Source organism: Roseomonas sp. WA12 (assembly GCF_054165765.1).
In genome coordinates this window covers 516,952-543,461 of the sequence record NZ_JBSTUI010000002.1, presented here as the reverse complement: position 1 = coordinate 543,461, position 26,510 = coordinate 516,952, and the positions used below count along the sequence as shown (strand labels likewise).

Genomic DNA, 26,510 nt, shown 5'->3' with positions numbered 1-26,510 from the left:
TGTTGATCAAAGGTCAACACTCGGCCGATGCTGCGGGGATGGACACTCTCCCGCCTCTCAATCCGTTGCGGGCTTTTGAGGCAGCCGGACGGCTGGGCAGCGTCCGCAGGGCGGCGCTGGAACTTCGTGTCACGCCCGGAGCCGTGAGCCGGCAAGTACAGGTGCTCGAGACGCATCTTGGGTTGGCACTGTTCCGTCGCGCGCCGAGTGCTATGGCGCTGACGGCCGAAGGTGAGCAGTACCTCGCGGCGATCGCCCCGCATTTTGAAGGCTTGCGAGAGGCGAGCAGGCGACTCACCGGCCGGAAGGAGCCCGGTATCCTGAAACTACGTGCCTACACTACCTTCGCGATGAAATGGCTGATCCCTAGGCTCTCCCGTTTTCAGGTTGACAACCCCGGCGCAGAGGTGCGGCTCACCACTTCCCTAGAGTGGGTGGATTTTGGGCGGGAAGACGTCGACTGCGCCATTCGACTGGGTGAAGGTGGCTGGCCCGGCCTGGAAAGTGACCGGCTTTTGCCGAACGTCTTGATACCGGTTTGCAGCCACACCTATCAAAGGCAACGTGGACTTGAGGCGGCACTGGATCTTCGCGACGCGCTTCTGCTTCATACCCTTGCTCGGCCGGACGACTGGCGGTTCTGGCTAGAGGCAGCGAACCTCCGACACATCGACCCTTATGCCGGTCCGAAGTTCGCCAGCTCAGCCCTGGCGCTCCAGGCTGCGCAGGAGGGGCAGGGTGTCATGATCGCGCAGCGGGCTCTCGTTTCGGATGACCTGTCTGCCGGACGGTTGATGCAGCCGTTCGGGCCAAGCTTTGATCGTGGCGCATTTACATACTATCTCGTTTACCCCGCTGGCAGCATGCGAAAGCCAACTTTTCGACTATTCCGGACATGGTTACTGGGCGAAGTTGAGTAAAAGACGCCGTCGATCACCCCTGCAAGGTGCTAGGTCCAAGGCAGGGATCCAATCCGTCGTGAACCTCTCAGCAAAACGCTATTCTCCCGGGCAGGCGGCTCCCGTCGCAATCCAAGCCTCGATCAAACCGCCGAACACGGCCTGCGTTCCCGGTGCCGGGGTTCGTCCCCTCCCGGGATTCCAAGCCCAACCAACAAGCGTGTCGTCCGCCATGTGCTCTCGCAGCGACGCGAGCGTCCGGTTCCCATTTCGCGCAGGGTCCTTGATCTGAGCGCAGATGGCGGCGGCCGTCCTGCCCTGCCAAGCCATCTCCGCAGGCGCAAGATGCCAGTGCGGATGCCCTGGGATCGAGGCCAAGCTGTCCGCATGGGTGCTGACGTTCTGCGACTGGTGGCAGGCATGGCAGGAAAGCCCGGCAGGGCCCTGGCCGCTCGCCTGCGCGTCGATCGGGGGCACATGGGCGCGAAGGTCGTCTCCCTGCGTCGGGACGCGGTTCACCGGATGACAGTTCAGGCAGCGCGGGTGGGCGATCACCTTCATCGCCTCCCCGAACAGGGCGACCGAGCGCTGTGCTGGATCCGGGATATCGAAAAAGCTCTCGGCGCTCTGGAGAGTGGGAGTCGGCTGGGGTGATGACGGAGACGCCGCGAGGATCATCGCGACCACCGCCACGGAAGCGAACAACAGCACGGTGCGCAAAGGTTTCATAGTCGGGCTTCCCGCCGCAACTTGGGTTGGAGGGGCAGTGCTGTCGGACGCTCGCCAGTTGCACGGGCAACCGCATTGGCTACGGCCGCGATCGCGGCGGCCGTGCCTGGCTCTCCAACGCCGCCCGGGTCTTCCGAACTGCTCATCACATGGACGTCGATTCGGGGTGCCTCGTTCATGCGCATGACGCGGTAAGTGTCGAAGTTACCCTGCACGATCCGGCCATTCTCCACCGTGATCTGTCCCCACAGAGCGGCCGAGAGGCCGAAGACGACGCCGCCCTCGATCTGAGCGCGCACGATGTCCGGGTGGACCGCGATGCCCGTGTCAATGACGCACCACATATGGTGCACACGCACCTCGCCGGATGATGTAACGCTGACCTCCGCAATGACGGCTAGATGACTCGCGAAGTCACTCATGGTCGCAACGCCCAGGGTAGTACGCCCGTCCCCACGATGCGCCCGCCCCCAGTCAGCCATCCGCGCCGCTTCGTCTAGGCAAGCAACCAGGCGGGGCTCACTGAGCAGCGCGCGGCGGTAGTCCACCGGATCTTGGCCCGCCCTGTCCGCCAAAGCGTCGATGACGCTCTCCACAATCACGACATTGCGCGTCGCTCCGACACCTCGCCAATTGCCGGTCGAAAGTCCCGCCGGTGCCTCCTGCCTCACGTACTCCACACGAACATTGGGTATGCGATACGGCCCATTTGCGCCCCCAATGATGTCGAGATCGACGCCGTCCCGCGTGTAAGCCGGCAGAAACCGCGCCATCACACTGGGCCCGACCACCTGATGCCGCCAGCTTACTGGCATCCCGTCAGCCCCGATGCCGACCGTCACTCGGCTGTGATTCAGGTAGCGGAAATAGTCCTGCCGCGTGTCTTCCTCGCGGCTCCAGACCACCTTCACGGGTGCATCGACGTGGCGGGCGATCTGCGCGGCCTGCGCCACATAGTCCACCTCGAGCCGCCGGCCGAAGCCGCCGCCAAGGAGCTGGTTGTGCACAACCACGCGCTCCGCTGGGATGCCGATCGCTTCGGCCACTGCCCTCTGCGCCCGCCCGACGACTTGACTACCTACCCACACATCACAGCCGTCGTCTCGGACATGGACGGTGCAGTTCAGTGGCTCCATCGCGGCATGCGCCAGTATCGGATGCCTGAACTCGAATGACAGTTGTGCAGCCGCTGCGGCTTCAGCCTGCCCTACGTCGCCGGCCACCACGGCGGGGACTCCCTCCCGCCCCATGGCCGCGTCTAGTTCGGCCACGAGTTCGGCGGTGCTAAGCTTTGCGTTGGGCCCCTCGTCCCACCGAACGTCCAAAAGTTCCAGCCCTTTGAGCGCCGCGAATGTATTCGTGGCGACGATCGCGACGGCGTTGTCGAGCTGCACCACCTGGAGTGCGCCCGGCACCGCGAGGGCAGCGGTCGAATCGACGGAGACAAGGCGCCCGCCGAAGGTCGGAGCCGCGGCAACAGAGGCAAACCGCATTCTGGGAAGGCGCACGTCGATGCCGAAGATTGCAGCGCCCGTCGTTTTACTCGGCGTGTCCACACGTGGAATCGATCGGCCCACCACCCGGAAGTCGCGTGGGTCCGTCAGCGCTGGCGAAGCTGGAACCGGCAGTGCCGCCGCGGCCGCGGCGAGCGAGCCATAGGGAAGCATACGACCGCTCGGAATATGCCGCACTACCCCCTCGGATGGCCGGCATTCAACGGCCAGCGCGCTCCATTCCCGCGCCGCCGCCTCCACCAACATCTCGCGCGCAGCGGCCCCCGCCGTTCTCAGCGTCGCCCAGGCACCGCGCAGCGACAGGGAACCGCCCGTGATCTGTCCGCCGAGGAGAGGACTGCCATAGATCGCCTCGTCCGCCGGCGCGGCTTGAACCGTGACGACCGCCGGATCGACTCGCAACTCCTCGGCGAGAATCTGTAGCTGGGAGGTGTAGGCGCCCTGGCCCATCTCCACGTAGGGCGCAATCAGCGTGATGGCTCCATCCGGACGAATGCGCACGAAGGCATTCAGTGCTGGTGCCGCCGCTGGCTGGGCCAACGCTGGGGTGCGGAGCGGTATCCGGACAAGGAGTCCACCGCCAATGGCAAGGCCTGCGGCGATAGCGCTGCGGCGTGACGTCGCGCCGCTCATCCGCGACCCCGCTTAAGGCTGACCGCTACCTGTCGGATGCCGGCTCGGATCCGCCCATAGGTCCCGCAACGGCAAATGTTCCCGGCCATCACCAGCTCAATCTCCTCGTCGCTCGGATCCGGATTGGCGTGCAGCAGCGCCGCTGCTGACATGAGCTGGCCGGACTGGCAGTACCCGCACTGCGGCACATCCAGCTCGATCCATGCCTTCTGCAGTGCCTCCCCGATCGGATTCGTTGCCAACCCCTCAACCGTCCACACCTCGGTTTCTGAGAGTTCCGAAATTGGCGTCACGCAGGACCGCCGCGCCTCTCCGTCGACGTGGATCGTGCATGCCCCGCACATGGCGATACCGCAGCCGAACTTCGTGCCCGTGAGGCCGATAATGTCTCGAAGAACCCAGAGTGCCGGGGTTTCTGCTTCGACATCGACCTCGGTTCTAACCCCGTTAATCGTAAGTCTTATAGGCATATCTCGTTAACTCCGCGACTACCGTACCGGTTGAAGGATTCCGCTGTTTTCAAGAGTGGAGCTCAGCGCAATTTCTGTCGTTTTGCCGGGAGATCGGCGCAGAACTGCGCAAGCATGTTGTTTACTTCCGCGCTTGCCTCGATCTGGGCGAAGTGCCCAATGCCAGGTAACGTTCTCACCTCTGCGGTCGGTACGGTTCGCATCACTAGTTCGAGCCACTCCGTGGTTTCTTCGTGTTCTAGCGGGATCCGCTCGAGTTCGAGTGTCCGGCGTGTGCTCTGGACGGCTAGAAGGGGCACACGGACGGCCGACAACGCGTCCTCAAGCGCGGCTGCGTCCCATCGCGCCATACGGGGCCACAAGGCGACGGCGATGTCGTCCGGCATGCTCAAAGCACGCGACAAAATTTTCTGTTGATCCGTCCCTCTGGCGACGAACATCTGCGCGAACATCATCCTAACGAAAGACGCCGGACCAACACGTCCGATCATGGCGGCCACGTTCGCTTCCGCCACCGCGGGGTCGCCTACGGCGATGCGGCTCCCGTCAATGAGAACCAGCCCTCTCACCCGCCGACGCTCCCGGCGTGCCGCATCAAGCACAACTCGGCATCCGAGGCTATGTCCCACCAAAACCACATCAGACAGGTTGAGATCGACTAGGAGGGTGGAGACGTCGCCTCCGAAGCGCTCGACTGAGCAATCCTCGACCGTCCCGGGCGTCGCGCCGTGCGCGGGAAGATCGCAAGCAATGACATCGTGGTGCTCCTGCAATACTTCCCATTGCAACCGCCAGTCCTCGCTGCTGCACAGGACGCCATGGACGAAAACGAGCGACGTGCCGCCCTGTCCGAACCGGCGAAAATGCAAAACTCCACGTCGCATGCCTAGTTAGCTTTTATGTTTTGAGCCCTGACGAGGGCTGCCCAGCGGTCCACTTCGTGACGCACGTAGTCCGCTAGGTCGCGGGCAGAACTGGGCGCTGGTTCGGCGCCGATTTCTGAGAAGCGGGCGCGGATGTCGGGCCGGCTCAGCGCGTCAGCGATCTCCTCATTCAAAGTGTTGACGATCGCTCGCGGAGTCCTGGCCGGCAGGAACACAGCGAACCAGGGAGAAACGTCGTAGTTCGCGATGCCGCCTTCGGACATCGTGGGTACAGCCGGGAGGACCAATGAGCGGCGAGTGCTCGACACGCCCAGAGCGCGCACGGCGCCGATCTGTATCTGCGGCATGGCGGACGTGACCGAGTCGAACATCATGTCGACCTGCCCGGCCAGAAGGTCGTTCAGCGCAGGACCGCTACCCCGGTATGGCACGTCAAGAACGTCGATACCTGTCAGCGACTTCAAGACCTCCATACACAGGTGTCCCGATGATCCTGTACCGGTGGATGCATGCGACAGCCTGCCGGGATTCGCCTTCGCAAAAGCCAGCAGCTCTGTCAGAGACTGCGCTCTGACGCCTGAGTGGACGACAAGCACGTTCGGTACGTGGGCAACTAGGCTTACCGGCTCGAAATCCCTAATCGGATCGAAGGGCAATTCCGGGTAAAGTGACACGTTCACCGCATGTCCCATCCCCATGATCATCATGACTTGTCCGTCTGCGGCCGCCCTGGCCACGATCTCCGAGCCGACATTGCCGCCGGCGCCAGGTCTGTTTTCAATGACGACCGGCTGTCTCAGGCGTTCGGCAATGCGTGACGCCAGTAGACGCGCCATCACGTCCATGGCGCCACCGGGCGGAAACGGTACAATCCACCGGAGTGGTCGCGTCGGGTAGGTTTGTGCCACGGCACGTGTGCTGATCAGCACAGCCGCCGCGCTGCCAAGTTTCAACTGATGCCTGCGCGACGTAAGCACCTGTGCCTCACCTCGGACCCATACTGCCTGAGCAAGCGCCCCAGGCTTGATGCTAGGCGAGGGCCTCCTTTCGAGGAAGACGGCGCACCGCGATTTCAGCTTTGCGCCCGGCGCTATATCTGCGGATCGTTCGCCAGTAGCTCCCCGGCAATTGCTACAAGCATGACCGCGACTTCGCGAGTAGCGAGCGTTGAAGGACGCCTTTGACTTCTGACAAGGGTGAGCGTCCGTTCAATGCCAGGAGACACGATCCGTGCGGCCTGAAGTTGGTCGCGGCGCAGTCCCTCAGCGACTGCGTAGTAGGACGCCACTCCATAGGTGCGGTTCATCGGCTCAGCTACGATGGCCAGCTGTATAGGAACGGAGCTAGCTTCAATAGCAATCATGAGGTCAACGCTTGCCCCTGCCGCGAAGTGGTCCAGTGCAAGCCGCAGACCATTGGGTAGCCGCGGAACGACTAGTGGAATGCGTGATAGGCGAGAGAACGCTACTGTAGGTCCCGATGTCAGCGCGTCACCACGCGGCCCAACCAAGTAAGAATGCAGAACGGCGATCGGCTGGTCGCCCGCGATCTGCTCGACCGCGTAGCGGAAGAGCAGGGCCATATCCAACTGGCCGTCCGCCACGGCAGCGTTCAGTTGCCCGCTGAAACCGTCGACTATCTGAAGACGAACCTTCGGGAACTGGCGTTGGATTGCGTGGTGGAGCCGCGCCGCTATCGTGGGGCCGACGGTTGAAAGCATTCCAATCGTGACTTCCCCTGTTGGAATGCCTGCTTCGGAGCTTGCTTCGATGCTGATCTGCTCAATTTGAGCGAGAATCTCATGAACGCGGGAAGCGATTCGTTGTCCAAAATCGGTCAGTATCACGCCCCGCCCGTTGCGATGAAACAGTGCACCTCCCAGCTCAGCCTCCAGGCTAGCAATTTGGCGGCTGACCGATGACTGGGTCGTGTTAAGCGCTCTCGCCGTTTTTGTGATACTGCCGGAGTCCGCAACGTTCGCGAATACTCGCATTCTGAGCAGCTCCAAGGCATCTCTCCGTGAGAACTGAAACGTATGATATCGGTCTCGTTATCAGCGATAAAGACTCCGATGAGCGCCTGAGTTTTCCTTGAGTTTGATGATGGCACGCTGGACCGACTGAGCAGCGGCTAAAGGAGGACGTGCCAAGCCCACGACGATTTACGGCGGCCTTAATATTGGACACAGTGGTGAAGATAACGACCCACAGCTTACTCCATATGAATGCCGCCACGACTAATAAGATCCCGATCACGGACGAAGTCGCGCCGGAGCATTTCCAAGAAGCCATCGGCCGACGCCTGAACCACCTCGCCGCCCTGACTCTCTACGCTGTTGCGGAACGCCGCCGTGGTGGTGACTGCGTTCACGGCGGCGTTCAGCGTCTCGATGACCGCCGCCGGCGTGCCGCGCGGAGCCATAAGCCCAATCCATCCGGTGTAGTCGTAGCCGACAACTCCGGCCTCAACCATGGTCGGCAGACTTGGAGCGGAGGCCGAACGTGCCTGGTCCGTGACTGCAAGGCCGATGAGCTTGCCTTCGGCGATGAATGACAAAGCGGAGGACAGTGACCCAGCCGCTAGCTGCACCTGGCCCGTGACCGCGTCGGTCATTGCCGCCGCGGCGCCGCGATACGGCACATGTTGCAACTTGATGCCTGACTTGAGCCTGAACAGTTCCACTGCCAGGTGGCCCGGGCTTCCATTACCGCCCGTTCCGTAGGTGATCGTACCCGGCGCCGATCCCGTAAGGCGGAGTAGATCCGCAATGGTGGCTGCTCTGAGCCCCGGATTAGCGGCGAGTACCAGAGCAAAGTTCACCACGTGTGCGACTGGCACGAGATCTCGCTCGGCATTGTAGGGCAGCCGGCGATAGAGGAACGGGTTCGTCGTGTGATTGTTGGACGTGACGAGCAGCGTGTCGCCGTCGGGCGTGGACTTTGCCACGTAGTCCGTTGCGATGTTGCCCCCAGCGCCTGTTCTGTTCTCGACGACCACAGGACGCCCAAGCCGCAAGCGTAGCCCCTCCGCGATGAGCCGCGCCGACGTGTCGGTGATGGCGCCGGGCGGGGTGATCACGATCAGCCGCACGGGCTTCTCCGCTTGGCTATAGGCCAGCCTGGGGACGCCTGTTACTACGGCGCCGCTGAGACCCAACACGGCACGGCGGGAGAGCGAGACCTTATCCATTTTTTGTTTCCTCCTCAGTAGCGGCGGCCAGGTCAGGTCAGCACGCCTCGGGCCGCGATTGCATCTGCGAGATCGACGAGCACCTTTGCCTGCTTCCAGGTCGCATCGTCCTGCATGCGGCCATCGATCATCACCGCGCCTGAGCCATCCGGCAGGGCGGCAAGTATTCGGCGCGCCATCGAGACCTCGCCCTCATCGGGCGTGAACACGCGGCGAGCGATGTCGATCTGAGAAGGATGCAAGGTCCAAGCCCCCGCGCATCCCATGATGAAGGCGTTTCGGAACTGCACCTCGCATGCTGCCGGATCGGAAAAGTCGCCAAATGGGCCATAGAAAGCCTTGAGCCCATTTGCGGCACAGGCATCGATCATCCGAGCCAAGGTGTAGTGCCAGAGGTCCTGCTGGAAGCTGGGTCGCGGACTGCGGCCTTCGGCATCGGCATCGGCATCCGCAAGGACACGATAGTCGGGGTGCCCGCCGCCCACCCTCGTGGTTTTCATGCCGCGCGATGCGGCCAGATCGGCGGGCCCGATGCTCATGCCGTGCAGCCGCGGCGAGCAGGCCGCGATCGCCTCGAGTTGGCCAATCCCCTCAGCAGTCTCAAGGATCGCGTGCAGCAGGATGGGACGCCGGACGCCGTGCTTTGCCTCAAGCTGCGCTAAGAGTTGGTCCGCAAAGTGAATGTCCCACGGGCCGTTGACCTTCGGCAGCATCACCACATCGACGACGTCGCCTGCCGCTCCGATTGCAAGCAGGTCGTCGAGGCCCCAAGGACTGTCGAGGGTGTTCACGCGAGCCCAGAACGGCGTGTTGCCGAGCCGGCCGCTGCGTCCGAGTTCGACTAGCGCTTGGCGCGCCGCCACCTTCTCCTCGACAGGAACGGCATCCTCGAGGTTGCCGAGTAGGACGTCGACCCTGGCCAGCAACTCCGGCAGGCGCGCCAGGATTCGCTGATTGTGCGGGGGGATGAAGTGGATCATCCGCTCCAACTGCGCCGGGACGCTACGGTGTGGCACGGGAGCGCCGATTGCGAGCGCATCGTGAAAGCGGCGGGCAGGTCGCATCTTCTTCTCCTCACATCAGGCGCCGCGAAAGATTGGGGAACGCTTGGCTGCAAAGGCGGCACGGCCCTCCGCCCGGTCCTGGCTGTCGCGGATGGTGCCCCAGACAAGCTCGGTCAGTTGGTGCGCGTCGGCGTCGCTAAGATGCGAGGTCTGCCGTGCTAGGCGCTTGATGGCCTGCACCGCGAGCGGGCCGTTTCCGGCAATTTGCCCTGCGATCTCAAGAGCGCGGTCTAGCAGCGCCTCCGGCGCGGTTACCTCTGACACCAACCCCCAGTTCAGTGCATCCCGCGCCGAGAGTGGCCTGCCTGTGAGGGCCATCTGCATCGCCTGAGCGGCGGGGATGGCCCGCATCAGCCGATGGACGCCGGACACGCCGGGAATAGAGCCGACGATCGGCTCCGGCAGGCCGAATGTAGCGTTCTCTGCGGCCAGTCGCAGGTCGCATTGGAGCGCCAGCTCGAGCCCGCCACCCAGGCAGTAGCCGTTCACGGCGGCGATCAGCGGCTTCCAGATCTCTAGGTCGGCAAGCTCCATCAGCCGGGTGTATAGCCCCATGGTGGCCGCGGCCTCGCGTGAGCGCGGCAGGGCCTCGGCGAAGCTTGCGGCGGAGGTCGTGGTCTTCTTCAGGTCAGCGCCTGCGCAGAATGCCTTTGGCCCGCGCCCTGTGATGACCGCAACGAGCAGGTCGTCCCGGTCGCGGAAGTCGACCAAGAGGCTGCGCAACATACGTATCGTGTCGAGGTCTAGCGCATTCTGCGCTTCCGGTCGCTCGACGGTGAGCAGGGCGACCCTGCCGCGGATCTCAAGGGATATGGTCATGTTGCGACGCCCCCGGTCAGACGCTTGCACTGGCGAGACTGCGGCCGCCGCACACGTATAAGGTCTGACCCGTGATGTAGGCGGATGACGGGTCAAGGAAGAAACCGACCGCGGCGGCCACGTCCTCGACGGTGCCGATGCGGCCGGTGGGCACCGTGGTGGCCAGCCTCTCCTGCAGCTCGGGCTTGAAGTTGCGAAACAGGGGCGTATCGATGACACCAGGCGCGACAGCGTTGACGGTGATGCCTCGGCCGGCGAACTCAATGGCTAGGCTGCGCGTGAGGCTGACGGTCCCGCCTTTTGCGGCGGAGTAGGCAGCCTGACCGGCGGCGCCGAGCCAAGCGCGAGCCGACATGTTGACAATCCGTCCCGATCCTCGATCCGACATGCCCGCCAACACGGCGCGGCAGCAGAGGAACTGGCTCCGTAGGTTGGTGGCGAGCACAAAGTCCCAGTCTTCCTCCTCCATACGGAGGAAGCGCTTGTCCCTGACCGCCCCAGCGTTGTTGACCAGAGCGCCTATGGGGCCGGTATTGCGCTGGATCGCGGCGAAGGCGGCATCAACTGCGGCGCCCTGGGTGAGGTCGGCCACGGCGCCGTGGACGTCCAGTCCCTCAGCGCGCAGGGACTGCACCGTGAGGTCGAGAGGCTCGGCATCACGATCGATCATGCCAACGACAAATCCCCTACGGGCCAGGTGCGCCGCAACGCCGGAGCCGATCCCGCGGGCAGCCCCCGTGACCACGGCCACCTGCCGCCCCATGCTCATGACAGGCTTCCTCCCGCTACGGCGCCGTCCAGGCGCAGGCGATCGATCTCGGCAAAGGTCCAGCCGTGGTCGCGCAGAACTGCCTCCGTGTGCTCGCCCAGCTCCGGCGCCCCCGATGGTGGGCCAACCGGAGCTGCAGCAAAACGGATGGGCGCGTTTAGCCCGCGGTAGGACTGGCCGCTGGTGTGGTGCATCGTCGCCATCAGGTCGTTCGCGAGGACTTGGGGATCGTCGAACATATCTTCGATGCAGCGCACCGCGGCGGATGGAACATGGCCGCGCATCAGCGCCTCCCACTCTAGCGCCGGGCGTTGCGCGAGCGCTGCCCGCAGCTTCGGCACGATCTCCTCGGCCAGCTCCGTGCGCTTCCTCATGGAGTCGTAGCGCGGATCGGCGGCCAGCTCCGGAGCTCCGATGATGTTGGAGAGCGCCCCCCAGAACCGCTCCGTGTGGGCGGAGACGAAGAGGTGTCCTTCCTTCGTCGGATGCACGCTGGACAGTCGTCCGAGTTGGAGGTCGCGGTTGACCTCGCGGGGCTCGCCCTCCACCCAGACGAACCGGCCGGCCTGCAGCGCGAGGGCTGAGGCCAGCAGCGAGGTTTCGGCGAACTGGCCCTCGCCAGTACGGCTGCGATGCTGCAGGGCGGCGGTCACGCCCAACGCCGCCAGGGCCGCAGCGTAGTAATCTAGGATCGAGCCACATACAGTTGACGGCTGGGAGCCTGTGGCAGCGCCCTGAAAGGCGGCTATCCCGGTGTAGGTCTGGAGCACCGTGTCGAAGCCGGGATTGCTCTTGCCCGGCCCCGCACTGCCGTAGCCGCTGATGGCGAAGTAGATGAGATCGGGCTTCTCGCGCCGGAGCGCCTCGTAGTCCAATCCTAACCGGGCCATTACGCCGGGCCGGAAGTTCTCGACGAGCACATCGGTGTTGCGCACTAGGCGGCGCAATACCTTCTTGCCCTGCTCATGCTTTAGATTGACGGCGATACCCTTTTTGCGACGGTTCAGTCCCAGGAAGGAGCGGGCCTCCCCGGGAGCCGTCGAGGGCAAGCGGCGCTGCATGTCGCCTTCCAAGGCTTCGACTTTGATAACCTCGGCGCCCAGATCCGCTAGCAGTCCGCAGGCAAACGGGCCAGCGATGTAGGACGTCAGGTCTAGAACTTTGATGCCGTCCAGGGGCCCACTCACTGGCGTCTCTCCTCCACCTTGTAAGGTTGGGAGGGGAGTAAGGCCGGTCAGTCCACGTGCATAACAGTCCCTCGAACTACCGGCATAAGTAAATGATGTGGGGCGCTGCGAGGTCAGCCCGGCGGCCGGACCCCCCGGATGCGCCTGGACTTCAGTAGCTCGGCCACTTGATCGCGGATCTGGTGCGCCAGCAACTCGGCCGCGGCAGTGGGCGGTAGGCCCGACGGCGTGCACAGGGAAACCATCCGCTGCAGCCCAATAGCCTCGACCGCGAGCGCGCTCAGGCGCGATTCAGCCAACTCCTGGTGCACCGCCGCCCAGGGAAGGAAAGTGTATCCTAGCCCCGCCTCTACAGCGCGCTTCAAGGTAGCGATGGAGTCAATCTCTGCGGCAATCTTCGGGGTTAAGGCGTGGCGCGCCAGCACCGCGTCGAGCACCGTTCGCGCGCCATTGCCAGTCGCTGGCATGATCAGGGGCAGTGATGCCGCCATTTCCAGGGAAATTGGATCTGGAAGGCTGCAATTCGCCGGAGCGATCAGCAGCAGTTCTTCGCACCAAAGTTGCTCGATCGTTAGACCCGGTGTCGGCAACGCCTCGAACAGCAGGGCAACGTCGAGCCGTGCCCGAATCAGAAGCTCCCGCAAATGCCCACTGAGCCCTTCGGTGATCTGCAGCTGGATGTTGGGATACCTGGACCGCATGGTCTGTAGTAGTGGCATGGACAGCAGCATTGCGGTGCTGATCGGGAGGCCGACGGAAGCGGGGCCGGACGGCGTTGCGCTGGCGAGCTTGACTGCATCACGTGCCCGCTCGATGTGGCGCAATACGATCCGAGCTGTCTGGTAGAGGACTGTTCCGGCCGCCGTTGGCTCGACCCCCTGCGGAGTACGGTCGACGAGCTTGGTCTTGAACTCCGCCTCCAGAATGGCAAGTTGCTGGCTCAACGCGGGCTGAGCGATCCCGATCTGCGCGGCGGCCTTCGTTATACTCCCTACATCTACGATGAACACAAAGTATTCGAGGCGACGCGTCTCCATGGCGATCTCGTGCTGTGCAATGCCACAATGGACTCGTTGCTATGCAGCGTCGACTCGATCCGCCGAGGAAGGAGATGAGGCCTGCGACCTCTTCTGGATGTTCGGGCGGCAACGCGGTATTGTAAACCGCGACCTGGTTCGCGGTATCCGCGAAGCGGTCCGCATGAGCGGCGGCCTTCGCGGTCAGTGCGTCCCACCATCAACTGCGAGTAGGACTGGAATTCACGCTGGCGACAAGGACATTGTGCTGGCGCCCTCCTGCTATAAGCTTCTTCGAGAGATTGGTTTTCATTACTCCTGACTCGCGTCCTTCCTGAATTTTCAGCGTGCGCCCTTGTAATTCAAAGAAGCAACGAGCGGCGTCTTTTCTCGCCGGTAAAGCGTTCTTTCTCCAAAGCTGGGACTTGGAGGATTTGAGCTACAAGGTTAGGACTAAGTCATTGCTCGATCTTCTCCGACCGCTGTCGTCCGGAATTGGTGCTCTGTCTTTTGGGAAATGGCGTTTGTTCGCCAACTCGGCGCCGTTACACCCGAATGCACAAGTCACCGGCCGCCGCCGTTGCGCATAATTACGTCGTCCGCCTCGCCGCTTCGTTCATTCTTGTATGCATCGCGACGCGCTGTCATGGCTAAGCTCCCCCCTCCAGCCTGCTCGTCGCGCCGCATAGGGCGGCAAGGTCTCACCGGCAGCACGGCACACCCAAAAACACCCGCTCCGATAGGTCGGCAAAAGCAACCAGAGTGACGTTAGCAAGGCTACTCAGAGCGACCGGAGCCAGGGCGATCGCTGAGCTGATGCTGCTTCAGCGATCTCCGCCTTTATCGAAAAGGGCTTTATCCATCGCTAAACGCCGCAAGCAGATGATCTCCAAAGTGTTCGAGTTCGCGGGCCTCCAGTGAGGACCCGGTGCTCATGCGCTCGGTGACTACGCATAAAGCCCAGTATGGTGGGAGTAATCGGATAACCAAGGGCGTGACAGGTCTTCAAATCTTGTTCAGCGAGGAGACAGACATGGCCTTCAGGAGCGCCCGCTTGGAGGCGGAAGCGAATGAGCGGAAGTCGCAGCTCCCTAAGAGCTGGAGGCGCTGCTCACCGATGATGGCCGAGGTACGAGCTGCAAAGGCAGAGCACCTTAACACATGCTCAACTGCGCACGAACGCACTAGCGCTGGCTTGCTTTGTCATGAACGGTGGAGGCTATAAGTCTTTGTAGCCGACTGCGGGAATGGTAACTGTCTTCCCTCGAAAATAGAGATTTACCTGCAGTTCGGCATGTAGAGCGAATTTATCTGGCGGTGGCCCGGCTCCTTCGTAAAGGATACTAAACGAAAACAACCTCGCAGCAGCAGACAACTTTCGTCTCTCATCACCCGAAACTAGATCCTGCATGTGAGAGATGAATTCGGATTTTCTAATTACGCCGTCGCCTCGTCTCTGCATCCAGTCCAGAAGATTGTAGACGCCCTGAAATCCCTGCAGGATGGTTACCTTATCAGCGTCCAAAGGGATGACGATGAAGTGGTGGTCCGGGCTGATGTTGATGTAAACCAATTTGGGCTGGTCCAGGAGTCGACCGATGATGTTGACTTTGTCTTTCGAGGGATAAGAGCCGAAAGCTCGGGGCGCAGTCATGGCACTTGTAGAAACAGCATCTCCCAACACCTGAGCAGTATAGTTGCAGGAGGTTGCATTTCCGCCTTGGTGGATATTTGAGATAAGCCTTACCAAATCTCCAAGCGTCCCGACTTTGTTCTTGATCAGGCCAAGCGCACCTGACCCTTTGATAAGTATACGATCAGGCATAATAGGAACCTCCCAAATTTGAACACAAGCTTACAGCCGCTTCGAAATCCAATTTCGGGCTACATTCAAGACCTCCTCGGAGGGAGAGGTCTAGACGGCTTACCAAGTTGGTTTCGACACATTGTCGGAGACTAAGCACAGGTCTCAGCGATCGGCAGGGTGACGTCACTTAAGCTGTCCAGGTTTTTTGCCATGCCGCCGAACGCCTTCGGAACAAAGTGCATGAAGTGTTCACTCTCCAGCAGCGCCCAGCACACTGGATCATTGATCCGGCGAAGGCTTCTCGTCTCGTCCGTATGCGCTGCGATGTTTGGCGCCAAGGCTGTCACCGGGCAAGTGAACTCACTAGGCTTCAGATCCGGCGAGGCGTGGTCAAGAGATCCAGGCCGCGCTGCAACAATGTGGTCGGCCCCTGGAAAGCTGTCGGTACGCATTGGTCGAGATAGCTTCCGTGGCTGACTCAGCGGCGTGCAGCGGCACGGCCCTGGGCGCTCTTCAAGTGTTTCTGGGACGACATCAAGCGTGGGCATTCGTCGGACGGTAAGTCGGGCGGTACGATCGAGCAGGTCACTCCGGAGACCCAGCATGGGCTATCGGCCTCAAACGCCGACCAGCGCGACGTGATCCGATGGCCAAGGGTGGCCTGCGGCTCCGGCTAACAACGGTCGTTGGCTTTGGTCATCTCTGTCTTCTTTCATTGCCCGGAATGAGCGGAAGATCGCGTGGCTCTGCTACGGCGCTATTGCCACAGGCCCCTAAACCGTTACAGCGGTAGCTTAAGGCTCCAGAAATGCCCATATGCGAGGCCGGAAGCACTACCGCGTGCTAAATCCAAGTCGCTTCTAACGCTTCCTCGACGCAGCCGCGTAATTGAGATGTCGCACACCAGAGCCGTGCCGGAGCGAGGCATATCTCGGCCTGCACGTCAGCTGCCACGGCTTCCATGTCATTGGTAACAGTATGGCGAACTGCTGAAATCGAATTGAGGCGCGTTGCATGGTATCGCGGGCGCGGATGAGGCGAACTGTTGGCGTCCAGGAACTACCGTCAGTGCAAAGGCTTCGCCAGCTCACTCTCCCTCTACGCCGGCCACGCGAAAAGGGAGGCATCCGCTGTGTCTGTCATGGCGAATGTCTGCACCCCTTATCCACCAACACCGGCTGGCTCAAGATCGCTCGCGCGTTTCTCGGAAAATCGCAACAGGGCCTAGTTCTCAGCTTGACCCGCGACCGCCGGGTTTAGGGGACTCCAACCGTACTCCTGGGCCGGCCACAAAAGGCCCAGACTGGTCTTAGACACGCCACTAGAGTGTCCACCATTATACAACGTATGGGAGTTTCGCAGAGCGCGATGGAACCGATGACGAAAGCCGATCCACGCAGCGCGGGCTGCCAACCTGCGCTAGCACATGGCCCGATCGAGCGCCCCCACGTCCTGGTGGTGGATGACGACCCGGCGATGCGGCGCATGATCGACACCTACCTCGTCGAGCACAACTTCCGCACCAGCGTCGCGGCCGACCGCGCGGCCCTTTCGCGTATCGTCGGCTCCGATCCCCCGGACCTCGTGGTGCTGGACATCCATCTCGGCGCCGACGACGGGCTCGATCTGCTGCGGGAGCTCCGGCGCAACAGCGTGGTCCCGGTTATCGTCATAACCGGCCACCGGCGCGACGAGGTTGACCGCGTAGTCGGACTGGAACTCGGTGCGGACGACTACATGACGAAGCCTTTTGGCCTGCGCGAGCTCCTCGCCCGGATCCGGGCGACGCTGCGGCGGCGGCGAATGGACCGCCTGCAGCCCGAACGGCAGGACGAGCGGCGTTACCTGTTCGGCCGCTGGATACTCGATCAGCGGCGGCGCGTGTTGAATGACGTTGCGGGAGAGGTCACACCCCTAACAAAGGCCGAGTACGCGCTCCTTTGCGCCTTCGTGGGTGCTCCGGGGCGGCCCTTGACGCGGGAGTACCTGCTTCAAGCGACGCGAGTACACGAGGACGTCTTCGACCGCAGCATCGACGTGCAGATTCTCCGGCTTCGCCGCAAGCTGGAGGATGACCACCGAGCACCCCGGCTGATCCGCACGGAGCGCGGCGTCGGATACCGGTTCGACGCCGAGGTGCGAGAGGCATGAGGCCGCACGTTCGCGCTCTTGCCGTTGCGGCGGCGTTCTTCCTAGGCGGGGCAGGCGACTCAGCGCCTGAGGAATTCAACCGGAATGGCCCTATCCTCCCGGTGCCGGCTGCATCCGGCGGAAGCTCGCCAGTGGAGCTATTGGGGGAGGCCTTGTTCTCCGACCCGCGCCTATCGGGCACAGGACGTACCAGCTGCGCGACCTGCCATGACCCAGCGAGCAACGGTGCGAGCGCCCGCGCTCGGGACGTCAGCGATAGAGGTGGAGTTCAATCGTTCAACACGCCGACCGTCTTCAACGTCTCCTACAGCTTCCGGCTGAACTGGGAGGGCAGGATTTCTACCCTCCGCGCCCTCGTCGAAGGCACCCTACGGAATCCCGACCTCATGGGTGGCTCGGAGAGCATCGCCGTCGCACGGTTGAGGGAGGACGGTGCGACGGTCGCGCGATTCAGGGGGGTTTACGGCCGGCCGCCCGATGCGGCCGCCCTGGTGGACGCGCTAAGCGCCTATGTCGCAACTTTGGTCACCCCGGACAGTCCCTTCGATCGTTGGCTCAACGGCGACGTGGATGCGATCGGGGCGCAGGAGAAGCGGGGCTACGTGCTGTTCCGCTCGGTCGGCTGCACCGCTTGTCATCAAGGGGTGAATGTCGGTGCAAACCTGCAGCAGCGCTATGGCATCTTTCGCCCGCTCACTGAGTCGGGGCCTCCGATTCTCCGCGTGCCGAGCCTTCGCAATGTCGGGGTGACCGCACCCTACTTCCATGACGGCAGTGCCACCTCGCTCGCTTACGCGGTCCGCGCCATGGGGCTCGCGCAGTTGGACCTGATGCTTGAGACCGCCGAAGTATCAGATATTGTGGCCTTTCTCTGCTCCCTCACAGGTCGCTATCGAGGCGAGCCCCTCCGGTCGCCCGCGGGATCCGAGGACGGCTGCGCCGCTGAACCACGATGAGGCCGGAGTGGCTGCTGCGGGGTGCGCTGGTGCTGTCAATCCATCTCGCGGTTGGACTCGGCGCAGCACTTCAGCACCGCGATGCCGATCGAGAGTGGAGCGGTCGCGCGACGCGAGCCCTCGATGCACACGCCATCTCTCACCAGTCGCTGCTGCGGGAGGTGCTTAGCGCACGAGTCGGGCTCTCACGCCACTACGACGGAATAAACCGATCCATGACGGCGAGCGACGACGCCATTCGCGAGTTGGCGGTACTGTCCACTGATCGGGCGGACCTCGCGGCTGCTACCCAGGCCTTGGCGGACGGTGCCTGGGCCCGCCACGCAGCCGTTGAGCGTTTTAAAAGCGACAACGCTCTTCTTCAGAACGCGCTCGCCCGCTTCGCTCTGCTGAGCAACACGCCCGCCGACGCCGGCGCCGACCTACCTGCCTTCATTCTCCGGCTTACCCTTGACACGAGCCCGGACGTGACCAGGGCGGCGCGTGACGAGCTTCAACGCTTCGGACCGACCGGTCCGGCCGCCGCCGCTGCTACCGCGCAGGCCGGACTTCTCATCTTTCTGCTGCCGAGGGTGGACGACATCCTGCGGGCGCTGGATGAACCCGGCGTCGAGGCCAATGTCGAGCGTGTGCGGCAGTCAATCTCTCAAGCAGATCGAGAGAGCAGTGCGGTACGAAAGAAGCTTGCCTTTTCGCTATCCGCAAGCGTCCTGGCCTGCTTCATTTGCGGAGGCACGCTATCGCTGCTGGCCTACGAGCGCCATCGGCGCCTCCGCTGGCAGGGCGCGAACGAGCATCTGCGAGCAACCGTGGCGGAGCTCTTACTGGCCCCCGGCGAAGGGGATGCGGATGCCCGGATCGTCCGGGTTCTGAAGCACTTGGCTGGTCATAGGGACGTCACTCGCGCACTGGTCGCGCGCCCCGATCGGTCACCCATGCACATCCTTGCATGGCCGGTGCTGCAGGATGATCAGGGGCAGCGGATCAAAGCACGGATCGAGGGCGCCGACGCGATGCCTGGTTGGAGCGGAAACGTCCTTGCACTGCCGACGGGCGAGGATGCTGAGTCGGAAATCATTCTACTACGCGATGGCAAGCGCGGCGGGGTGATGCTCGGCATTGAAGCCGACCCAGAGCTGCGGGAGCGCCGCCCGGAGCTATTTGCCGGCCTTGGGATGGCACTCGTGGCAATCGGACAGGCCATTGAACGAGAGGCTGCGGACGCTGGTCGAATCGCGCTCGAACGCCGGCTCGCCGATGCGGAGCGACTGGAGGCGATTGGCACGATCGCGAGCGGCTTGGCCCATAACTTCAACAACATCCTGGGTGCCATCGGCGGCTTCGGCGAGATGGCGCAGGCCCGTGCTCGGCGGGGAAGCGCTATCGCCGGTTACCTCGACGAGATCGGCTCCGCAGTGGAGCGTGCCAGGGCGCTGATCGACGACATCCTCGGCTTCGCTCGTCGTCGTTCCGTCCCTAGCCGGCGCGTCCGTCTCGCGGCATTGCTCGAGGAGACAGTAGCGCTCTTGCGCGCCGCCCACCCCGGGGAGGGCCGTATCGTCGTCGATGCGGACAGGGCGGAGGAGGTCGTCGGAGACGCTGCTCGTCTGCAGCAGGTGTTCATGAACCTCTGCAATAACGCCCGCGCTGCCTCTCCAGAGAACGCCCAGATCACTATGATTGCGTCTGAACGAGCCGCCGCGCATGTGGCGTACCTCAGTCATGGCACTCTGGAAGCAGGCAACTATGTCGTGGTCGCCGTGTCGGACAAGGGCGCCGGCGTCCCCCGAACCATTATGCCGCGCCTCTTCGAGCCGTTCTTTACAACCCGTCCCGGAGGCACCGGGCTGGGCCTATCGACCGCCTGGCAGATCGTCCGCGATCACGGAGGGACGATCAACGTCGTCATGCTACCCGAGGGCGGTAGCTGCTTCGAGGTATGGCTGCCCCGGGCGCTCGCAATGGAACTGGTCGATGGGCGCTGGTTCGGAAGCGGGGAGCGCATCCTGTTGCTGACAGAGGAGGAGCGGGCCGCCGATGTGGAGACAATGCTCGCGGATCTCGGCTGCGAGCCCGTGTTCCTCTCTTTCGCCGCGCTGCGACGCGCGTCCAGTAATGCGGAAACCTTGCTCACCGAGGTGGACGCTGTGCTCGCAATCGATCCGCCCGCTCTGGCGCTCGCCTGGTTACGGCGGAAAGGATCTGCTCCGCCGCTGATCGTGGCAGCCGCGGGTAACGGTGCTGAACAAGGCACCCCGTCTGCTCAGCTTCAGTTGCCGCTGCAGGAGAATGCGCTGGCTGCCGCGCTCGGCGCGGTTCTGTCGCACCGGCCGGCATAAGGAAAGAATTCGATCTCCGCACTTGTGATGCCTGCTGCGATTTCCGAAATCTAACCGGCACCCCTCTGCTGCTCTGCAGGACGGTGTCCGGCCGCCGGGATCGGCTTTGACCGTAAGCTCAACCCGATGTAGGCGACACACGGCGTCGGTGCTCTCTGACAAGTCTTTCCGCCGCGCGCGACTGACCGTCTTGAAACGGGCGCGCCATCGCGGTACGCCTGCCCCGCCGACGAGATCGTCCATTGCGTCAAGGGCAAGGCGGGGTGTCGGTTTCCTCGACGAGGATATTTGCGCCGATAAGCTTCAGGCTTTTCCTTGGTTCTAAAAGTGGCGCCTCGCACCGGGTCGGCGGATAGGCGATGCGAAATACACTGACGCCCAGCACGGGTTCGACCAATTGAACGGATAGGTGCTCACGAGATGGCAGGTCCGCGTCGGCCAGAAAGGCCCTCCAACACGACTTCATCGATCCTACTCTAGTCGTCAGGCTACGCGAAACATCAGAGAGAGATTGTTGGCAGGCATCGAAACGATGTCGGCAGCGCCGAACCCGCTTTGCTGGCATGCCTTAACCACGTCCTCCACCGCACGCAGCCCCCACTCTTGGTCCCGCTGACGAAGAGTCCGATCGAATGCGGCATTGCTGGGCGCTGTTACGGCATCTGCTTGCGTGAATGGCCCGTAAATTATCAGTGGCTCGCCAGTCGCCAATATGCGGCGAGCGCCCGCAATAAGACCTAAAGTAGCACTCCAGGGCGCTATATGGGACATGTTGATGCACAGGACCGCATCCACGGCTTCGACGTCCCATGCCGCCGCGGCTGCATCGATGAATCGCGGCGCGAGGAGATTTGGCGCGTCGCTACCTCGGCGCCACGCCTCAATCGAGGCCAATGCGTGCGGGTCAGGATCGCTGGGCTGCCAACGCAAGTTCGGAAACAGGGTGGCAAAGTGAGCAATATGCTCGCCGCTCCCACTCGCTATCTCGAGCACCAGCCCTTGCGGAGGCAGCCAATTCCTGAGAGCCGCAACGATCGCGTCGCGGTTGCGCAGCGTAGCGGGGGCGTGCTTGCGCACCCCGCCGCTGGCCTCGGCAGGAAGCCAAGGCTGAGCCGGATTTTCGCCCATCATCTAAGTTCCTTTCCCTCGTTCGCAGCAGGCGTCTCACGCTTAGCTATGCCATTAACGTCTTCTATCACCGCGCTCACAACGGATCTGAATATTGCTGCCGAGCCAGTACGCGCCGTGTCAGAGCGCCGCCCTGGCATTCACGAACCTGTATTTGACATTACCCGCTCGCATACGGGCGATTGCGGTGTCACTTGCCGTTCTCGCAACAGGCTCGATGTCAGCGCCGATGTTCTCGCGCACACAGAACTCGAACATTTCCGGGGCATCGGCGATGCCTGTAGTTAGGGGGGCGGCATTGCTGCGGCGGACCATCAGCATCGGAGATGTTCGCGGCGACGGATTCGGAGTTCCTGGTCTCCCGCTGAGCACCAGCGCCCTATAGACCTTGAACTGCACGACATCGGCGTCGAAGTCGTGCGTCGCGGCCACGGTGTTGAAGTTCACTTCGAGGCTGCACGAATGCCTCCACCACTGCCCGACTGCTGGAAGCCAGCACTTCGTCCGCCCCCCCAAGCGCGTAGGCCTCCTTGCACCTCGAAACGGACGTATTAAACGCCACGACATACGCGTCGCTCGCGGAGGCCAGCCCAACTCCTACGCGTCCATGCCCGCCTATGCCGACGATGTTCGCCTTCTTGCCCGGCCCGACATTCCAATACCGGAGCAAGACACACGTCATGATCCCCGCGCAAAGCACCAGCGGTGGCAGGAGGATGCGCTCGCTGCCGGGCGCGGCGCTGCTGCATTGGCCGGCATGAGGCATGCGGGTCTGATCTTTGAACTCACGATGCACAACTACCCGGCGAGGGGCACTCAAAGCCAGTCCGCCCAGGAGGCGCTTCGGTCGGAATGGCCATAGCGGACGGCGAGCTCAAAATTCGAGCGGTTCAAGCCAATGTCGTGCAGCAATCGATCGGGAAGATCCTTGAGCTGCGCAGCGTTGTGGCGGATCACGATCTCCCGCACGCACCTCGCCTTGGAGTTGCGCAGGAGACCCGCCCAACGTCGGATCCGGACTTGTATTTGGACCCGGCGCGGTCTTACCCGCGCGCTTCCGCGCAAACGGCAGAACCTGGTCAAGTAGCTGATCGTAATTTGCATTATCTATCCGTTCGCCATCGGCGTGACCTGCCGCTGGAATGCCGCCGGCAACTACCGAGACCTTGTGCAGTATGCCTTTTCCGTCCTACCGGCCTGTGTCGGGCCACCGGGATTACGGTTCGGCCGAAACCTCAGCCTGCATGCCGGCTGGACACGGTGTCGGTGCTCTCGCTGGGATGGCCGTCACGCCGCGCGCGACTGACCCCATGTGGCGCTCGCGCCATTGCGATACGCCTGCCCCTTGCCGACGAGGTCGTCCATCGCGTCGAGAATCAGGCGTGGCGTATCGAATGCGGCGAACTCACTGGCAAGCGCGCGTGCATGGGTGCGGTAGGCGCCCCAGGACAGGACACGGTTGATCGCCGAGCGCAGGGCCAAGGCATCGGGCGCCTGCGAGGGGATCTCGACGCCGGCCCCGGACCACGCCACGCGTGCGCCCACCTCCGCCTTATCCTCCGCGCAACCGGCAGCGACGACCGGCACGCCGGCGCGCAGCGCGAGCGAAACCGTTCCGTAGCCGCCATTCGTCACCAGCACGTCTACCTTCGGCAGCAGCGCGCCGAAGTCGAAGAATTTCGCGAGCCGAGCGTTTCGTGGAATAGGTCCCCGGATGCTTTCGATTGGGCGACCGCCTGTGGAGACGAGCACCAGGAAGTCGTCGTGATCGTGAAGGGCCTTCAGCGCCGGCTGAACGAGCTGCCCGAAATCGTGGTTAGCGACGGTGCCCTGTGTGACAAGCACGATCCGCCGTCCGTCTGCCCCGACCTCCTCCCACCAGCCCGGCCGAGGTAGCTCCACCCGAGGCACCGGAAGAGCGCCGACGAAGCGGATCTGAGGCGGAAGCGCCCCGTAGTCGTACTCGAACCCGGGTACGGTCAGCTGCAGGTAGATATCCGCCATCGTATGATGCGAGTGCAGGACTGAACACGGAAGCGGCGGAAGACCTGCACCCGCTAGGAGTGCGTTGGCATAGGACTGTACCGGCCTTAGGAACGTCGTTTTGACTTCTGCAGCAATGGCCGCATAGCGGGCGCGTTCCACCCTGTTACTGGTGGGTGGCAGGCCGAGCATGACGGGCGACCCGTCCGGTCGGTCGAGGGTCATTGGGGTGATGCCAAGAACTACAATCGGCGGACGGGATGCGTGCTCATTGAGCATCAGCGGCATCGCACCGAAGAACAGGTTGTCGACCACGATGAGGTCTGGACGTTCCTGCGCAATCGCCTGCTGTAGTGTGGCAGCCTGCGGAAGCATCATGTCCAGGAAAAGGTGCTCGAATTGACACCTCATCTTGCCCGGACCGGGTGGGAGGAGGCCGCATTCTGGAACGATTTCGTGAAGGCGCGTGTAGTCTAGGTCAGCGGCCTCGGCCAGCGGCAGAAAGCGCGCTCCCGCAGCATGTACCGGCGCTCTGAGGACCGTCGCCGTGACCACGACGACCTCGTCACCACGCGCAAGGCAATGGCGCGCAACGGCGAGTAGCGGGTTGAGGCAGCCAAGTATGGGCGTGGATGCGAACAGGATCCTCATGAAGGTCCGGAACTCCTCGTGGGCTGTCCGCTTGTTTCAGACAGCGATGAACGAGTACCGTCTGCTCGCGCCCGGTTGCAGCGCGATGAGCACCGCGCGGAATTGCGTTAGCGTTGAAATTTAAGTGGTGTCTGCCCAACGATCGACGAGACATCCGTTGATGTGGTGCCCTTACCGCACCAGAAGCTCAGGCTCCCAGAGCCAGACATTGAACGCCAGGAAACTCGAGGCATTCGGCACGGCGAGGCTCGCAGAGCCGCTCAGGGCGGACAGCAATTACAATGCTGCCGCCCGGCGTCAGCTCCGCTCGGCTCTGGCCGGGCGTAGCGGGGCAGGCGAAACGGCGCGTGCCATTACCAAGCAGGGGGCCGGATCAAGGAAGCGGAAACGTGGCTCGATCGGGCGCCGAACTCCGCGCCAGGCTTGACGTGGTTGCTCCGTCCAATCTCGTAAACGCCTTCGAACTACTCTGGCGCCTGTTCGGCTATGCCGGAGGCGTGCTCACGCGCGCCGACGATGGCAGCGGTTGTCTGTCCGAAGCACTCCGAGCCGCAGCCCAGGATTTTGGCCCGCTGGCCGAACGAGTTAACCTATCGTCCGTGGTCCTTGTCGGCGACGATCACGGCCAGCTTCATCCTGCCGCAAGTCGTGGACGCACTTGGCGACATCGATAGATTCTTAGGCAGTTCGACGCCCCTGCGCGCAAGATGCCGACGGTCGCCGCAGGCATTGCGAGTTGACCCCTAGGTGCCCGATGCGTGCCCGGGGCCTTGACGGCGCTTGAACACTTTGCCGCCACGCAGACGCTTCTCTGCGACAAACAACGCCATTCGGCTTTGCGCTTACCTCCGTATATTGGCGGACGCCGGCGATTTGATGGCGGAGCACGGCCCGCGACTCATGCCGGGGGGAAGACGACACAGTCGCGGGACGTCATTACTCAGCGACCTTGGTCCAGCGGTCAGACCAGGATTGCGCGCAGTGGGATTCCTGTCGTCGGCCTTGATTCTGACTGCCGACTTTGCGCAATCGGCTGCCCTCTCATTTGGTGGCGAGGGAGGTCAGCGCGGCCGCGGCTACCTGCCGGTCCTGCGTTACCGCTCCGCCAGAGACACCGATGCCACCGATGACCTCACCGTTCAGGGCGTGCATTGGTAGGCCACCGGCGAATACCACCAGCCCGCCATTGGTCTGTTCCAGCCCCGGAGATGAACCACCCGGTCTGGAGAAATCGCCCACCGACTCCGTCGACAGGCCGAAGAGCACCGCCGTTTTTGCTTTGCCGATTGCTATGTCGACGGAGCCAAGTAACGCACCGTCCATACGCATGAAGGCTTTTAGATTAGCGCCTGCGTCCAGCACGGCAATGCTCATCGGCACACCAAGGACTTCAGCCTCAGCGGAGGCTGCGACAAGTGCGGCCTCCGCCTGTTGTCGAGTGATGCTCATGGATTTCTGTCCGCTCCTTGCAGCTCAGATCACATTGTCCCACGCCGCGTGCTGATGATTCTTCAGCATGTCCTCAATCGCCTTCGGCATAACGTTGCGGAACTTGCCTTCGTCGGAAGGAATGATCTCGATCATTCGGTCAATCATTTCCTTCGGGTCCATGCGTCCCTCGGGGGTCGCGAAGAAGTCGTCGAAGCTACGGCGGAGGTCGGCACGCTTAGTGACATGGATACTGTCATCCAACCAGCGGAACGGATTGTCTGCCATCGTCTCGTTGTAACCGGTGTAGTAGGCGCCGGGATTGATCGTCTGTACTTTGATGCCGTGCGTCGACAGCTCCTGCTGCAGCGCCTCGGCAATCGACTCTAGCGCGTGCTTGGTCGAGACGTAGGTCCCCCAGTTCGCCGGGGTGAAGAGCCCGCCCATTGAGGAGGTGAAGACTACCTTGCCCTTCTTGCCTGCTTTGACCCAGCGCCGCACCACGCCCTGCGTCAGCAGGAGTGGCAAGAACACATTGATCTCGTAGTTCTTGCGCACTAGGTCGAGCGGGATTTCCCATACAGGCCCAGCTTCGCCCATTCCCGCGTTGCTCCACAGTACATCGAAATCCAAGCCAACCGCCTGGCTGATGTCATATGCGTCCGTTAAGTCCAGACGCTCAACGCGGAAGCGCTCGCTGAGGCCGAGCGCCTGGACTTCCTCGCGCAAGGGCGTCACTTGGGAAGATACGTGGACGGTTGCGATGATGTCGTGCCCATTGCGGGCCATGCCGATGGCGGCTCCCTTCCCAAAGCCCGAGCCAGCGCCGGTGATCAGGATAGTCTTACGGTCGCTCATCTACTTTCCCCAGTGTTGGACAGTGCCCGATGCACT

The 26,510-nt window shown here is 62.8% G+C and carries 26 protein-coding genes; 6 read left to right on the top strand and 20 right to left on the bottom strand.

The annotated features are described in order from the left end of the window. The first annotated feature begins 38 nt into the window (after nt 1-38). On the top strand, nt 39-920 hold the full coding sequence (gcvA, locus tag ACVBD7_RS25045; protein ID WP_458098201.1) for a transcriptional regulator GcvA: 882 nt from the start codon (nt 39-41) through the stop codon (nt 918-920). Nucleotides 921-998: 78 nt separating this feature from the next. Here gcvA and ACVBD7_RS25040 read toward each other — a convergent pair whose 3' ends face one another. The 14 genes from ACVBD7_RS25040 to ACVBD7_RS24975 form a co-directional block, all read right to left on the bottom strand. Next, nucleotides 999-1,628: a hypothetical protein gene (locus tag ACVBD7_RS25040; RefSeq protein ID WP_458098200.1), complete on the bottom strand. Its 630-nt coding sequence runs from the start codon at nt 1,626-1,628 to the stop codon at nt 999-1,001. Further along, nucleotides 1,625-3,775: a molybdopterin cofactor-binding domain-containing protein gene (locus ACVBD7_RS25035; RefSeq protein WP_458098199.1), complete on the bottom strand. Its 2,151-nt coding sequence runs from the start codon at nt 3,773-3,775 to the stop codon at nt 1,625-1,627. Before ACVBD7_RS25035 ends, ACVBD7_RS25040 begins: the two co-directional genes overlap by 4 nt. After that, complete coding sequence (locus ACVBD7_RS25030) at nt 3,772-4,245, bottom strand: (2Fe-2S)-binding protein (protein WP_458098198.1); 474 nt, start codon at nt 4,243-4,245, stop codon at nt 3,772-3,774. Before ACVBD7_RS25030 ends, ACVBD7_RS25035 begins: the two co-directional genes overlap by 4 nt. Nucleotides 4,246-4,307: 62 nt before the next feature. Beyond that, on the bottom strand, nt 4,308-5,129 hold the full coding sequence (locus ACVBD7_RS25025) for an alpha/beta fold hydrolase (RefSeq protein WP_458098197.1): 822 nt from the start codon (nt 5,127-5,129) through the stop codon (nt 4,308-4,310). 2 nt (nt 5,130-5,131) lie between these two features. Then, complete coding sequence (locus ACVBD7_RS25020; protein WP_458098196.1) at nt 5,132-5,974, bottom strand: tripartite tricarboxylate transporter substrate binding protein; 843 nt, start codon at nt 5,972-5,974, stop codon at nt 5,132-5,134. 245 nt (nt 5,975-6,219) lie between these two features. Then, nucleotides 6,220-7,137, bottom strand: a complete 918-nt coding sequence (locus ACVBD7_RS25015) for a LysR substrate-binding domain-containing protein (protein ID WP_458098195.1) — start codon at nt 7,135-7,137, stop codon at nt 6,220-6,222. A gap of 203 nt (nt 7,138-7,340) precedes the next feature. Continuing rightward, nucleotides 7,341-8,318 carry a Bug family tripartite tricarboxylate transporter substrate binding protein gene (locus ACVBD7_RS25010; RefSeq protein WP_458098194.1) on the bottom strand — a complete coding sequence of 326 codons (978 nt, stop codon included), beginning with the start codon at nt 8,316-8,318 and terminating at the stop codon, nt 7,341-7,343. Between the two features lie 32 nt (nt 8,319-8,350). Then, nucleotides 8,351-9,382 carry an HpcH/HpaI aldolase/citrate lyase family protein gene (locus ACVBD7_RS25005; RefSeq protein ID WP_458098193.1) on the bottom strand — a complete coding sequence of 344 codons (1,032 nt, stop codon included), beginning with the start codon at nt 9,380-9,382 and terminating at the stop codon, nt 8,351-8,353. Nucleotides 9,383-9,397: 15 nt separating this feature from the next. Beyond that, nucleotides 9,398-10,201 carry an enoyl-CoA hydratase/isomerase family protein gene (locus tag ACVBD7_RS25000; protein WP_458098192.1) on the bottom strand — a complete coding sequence of 268 codons (804 nt, stop codon included), beginning with the start codon at nt 10,199-10,201 and terminating at the stop codon, nt 9,398-9,400. 16 nt (nt 10,202-10,217) lie between these two features. Further along, nucleotides 10,218-10,970 carry an SDR family NAD(P)-dependent oxidoreductase gene (locus tag ACVBD7_RS24995; protein ID WP_458098191.1) on the bottom strand — a complete coding sequence of 251 codons (753 nt, stop codon included), beginning with the start codon at nt 10,968-10,970 and terminating at the stop codon, nt 10,218-10,220. Beyond that, a complete protein-coding gene (locus ACVBD7_RS24990) occupies nt 10,967-12,157 on the bottom strand; it encodes a CaiB/BaiF CoA transferase family protein (protein WP_458098190.1) in 1,191 nt (396 codons plus the stop codon). The genes ACVBD7_RS24995 and ACVBD7_RS24990 overlap by 4 nt, the downstream gene beginning before the upstream one ends. 113 nt (nt 12,158-12,270) lie before the next feature. Further along, nucleotides 12,271-13,194, bottom strand: coding sequence for a LysR substrate-binding domain-containing protein (locus tag ACVBD7_RS24985; RefSeq protein WP_458098189.1), 924 nt, complete (start codon nt 13,192-13,194; stop codon nt 12,271-12,273). Nucleotides 13,195-14,392: 1,198 nt separating this feature from the next. Next, on the bottom strand, nt 14,393-14,998 hold the full coding sequence (locus ACVBD7_RS24980; protein WP_458098188.1) for a hypothetical protein: 606 nt from the start codon (nt 14,996-14,998) through the stop codon (nt 14,393-14,395). A gap of 131 nt (nt 14,999-15,129) precedes the next feature. Next, nucleotides 15,130-15,432, bottom strand: a complete 303-nt coding sequence (locus ACVBD7_RS24975) for a hypothetical protein (protein ID WP_458098187.1) — start codon at nt 15,430-15,432, stop codon at nt 15,130-15,132. 1,024 nt (nt 15,433-16,456) lie between these two features. Here ACVBD7_RS24975 and ACVBD7_RS24970 point away from each other — a divergent pair. From ACVBD7_RS24970 to ACVBD7_RS24960, 3 genes are all read left to right on the top strand, one after another. Next, nucleotides 16,457-17,131 (top strand): winged helix-turn-helix domain-containing protein, encoded by a 675-nt coding sequence (locus tag ACVBD7_RS24970; RefSeq protein ID WP_458098383.1) that lies wholly within the window; start codon nt 16,457-16,459, stop codon nt 17,129-17,131. Beyond that, nucleotides 17,128-18,087 (top strand): cytochrome-c peroxidase, encoded by a 960-nt coding sequence (locus ACVBD7_RS24965; RefSeq protein WP_458098186.1) that lies wholly within the window; start codon nt 17,128-17,130, stop codon nt 18,085-18,087. The genes ACVBD7_RS24970 and ACVBD7_RS24965 overlap by 4 nt, the downstream gene beginning before the upstream one ends. Before the next feature lie 134 nt (nt 18,088-18,221). After that, nucleotides 18,222-20,426 (top strand): ATP-binding protein, encoded by a 2,205-nt coding sequence (locus ACVBD7_RS24960; RefSeq protein ID WP_458098382.1) that lies wholly within the window; start codon nt 18,222-18,224, stop codon nt 20,424-20,426. 483 nt (nt 20,427-20,909) lie between these two features. Here the strand turns inward: ACVBD7_RS24960 and ACVBD7_RS24955 are convergent, their stop codons facing one another. From ACVBD7_RS24955 to ACVBD7_RS24940, 4 genes are all read right to left on the bottom strand, one after another. Then, nucleotides 20,910-21,554 carry a DUF938 domain-containing protein gene (locus ACVBD7_RS24955; RefSeq protein WP_458098381.1) on the bottom strand — a complete coding sequence of 215 codons (645 nt, stop codon included), beginning with the start codon at nt 21,552-21,554 and terminating at the stop codon, nt 20,910-20,912. Nucleotides 21,555-21,674: 120 nt separating this feature from the next. Next, a complete protein-coding gene (locus tag ACVBD7_RS24950) occupies nt 21,675-22,001 on the bottom strand; it encodes a hypothetical protein (protein WP_458098185.1) in 327 nt (108 codons plus the stop codon). Between the two features lie 369 nt (nt 22,002-22,370). Beyond that, on the bottom strand, nt 22,371-22,523 hold the full coding sequence (locus ACVBD7_RS24945) for a DUF1127 domain-containing protein (protein WP_458098184.1): 153 nt from the start codon (nt 22,521-22,523) through the stop codon (nt 22,371-22,373). Nucleotides 22,524-22,841: 318 nt separating this feature from the next. Beyond that, nucleotides 22,842-24,188: a glycosyltransferase gene (locus ACVBD7_RS24940; protein ID WP_458098183.1), complete on the bottom strand. Its 1,347-nt coding sequence runs from the start codon at nt 24,186-24,188 to the stop codon at nt 22,842-22,844. Nucleotides 24,189-24,348: 160 nt separating this feature from the next. Here ACVBD7_RS24940 and ACVBD7_RS24935 point away from each other — a divergent pair, with 160 nt between their 5' ends. Both ACVBD7_RS24935 and ACVBD7_RS24930 read left to right on the top strand, forming a co-directional pair. Continuing rightward, complete coding sequence (locus tag ACVBD7_RS24935) at nt 24,349-24,615, top strand: DUF6880 family protein (protein WP_458098380.1); 267 nt, start codon at nt 24,349-24,351, stop codon at nt 24,613-24,615. Continuing rightward, the gene (locus ACVBD7_RS24930; RefSeq protein ID WP_458098182.1) at nt 24,536-24,862 is read left to right on the top strand and encodes a DUF6880 family protein; all 327 of its coding nucleotides are present in this window, start codon (nt 24,536-24,538) and stop codon (nt 24,860-24,862) included. Before ACVBD7_RS24935 ends, ACVBD7_RS24930 begins: the two co-directional genes overlap by 80 nt. 367 nt (nt 24,863-25,229) lie before the next feature. On the opposite strand, the gene ACVBD7_RS24925 is transcribed toward ACVBD7_RS24930, so the two are convergent. Further along, nucleotides 25,230-25,637, bottom strand: a complete 408-nt coding sequence (locus tag ACVBD7_RS24925; RefSeq protein WP_458098181.1) for a GlcG/HbpS family heme-binding protein — start codon at nt 25,635-25,637, stop codon at nt 25,230-25,232. 24 nt (nt 25,638-25,661) lie between these two features. Next, the gene (locus tag ACVBD7_RS24920) at nt 25,662-26,474 is read right to left on the bottom strand and encodes an SDR family oxidoreductase (protein WP_458098180.1); all 813 of its coding nucleotides are present in this window, start codon (nt 26,472-26,474) and stop codon (nt 25,662-25,664) included. Nucleotides 26,475-26,510: the final 36 nt, after the last annotated feature.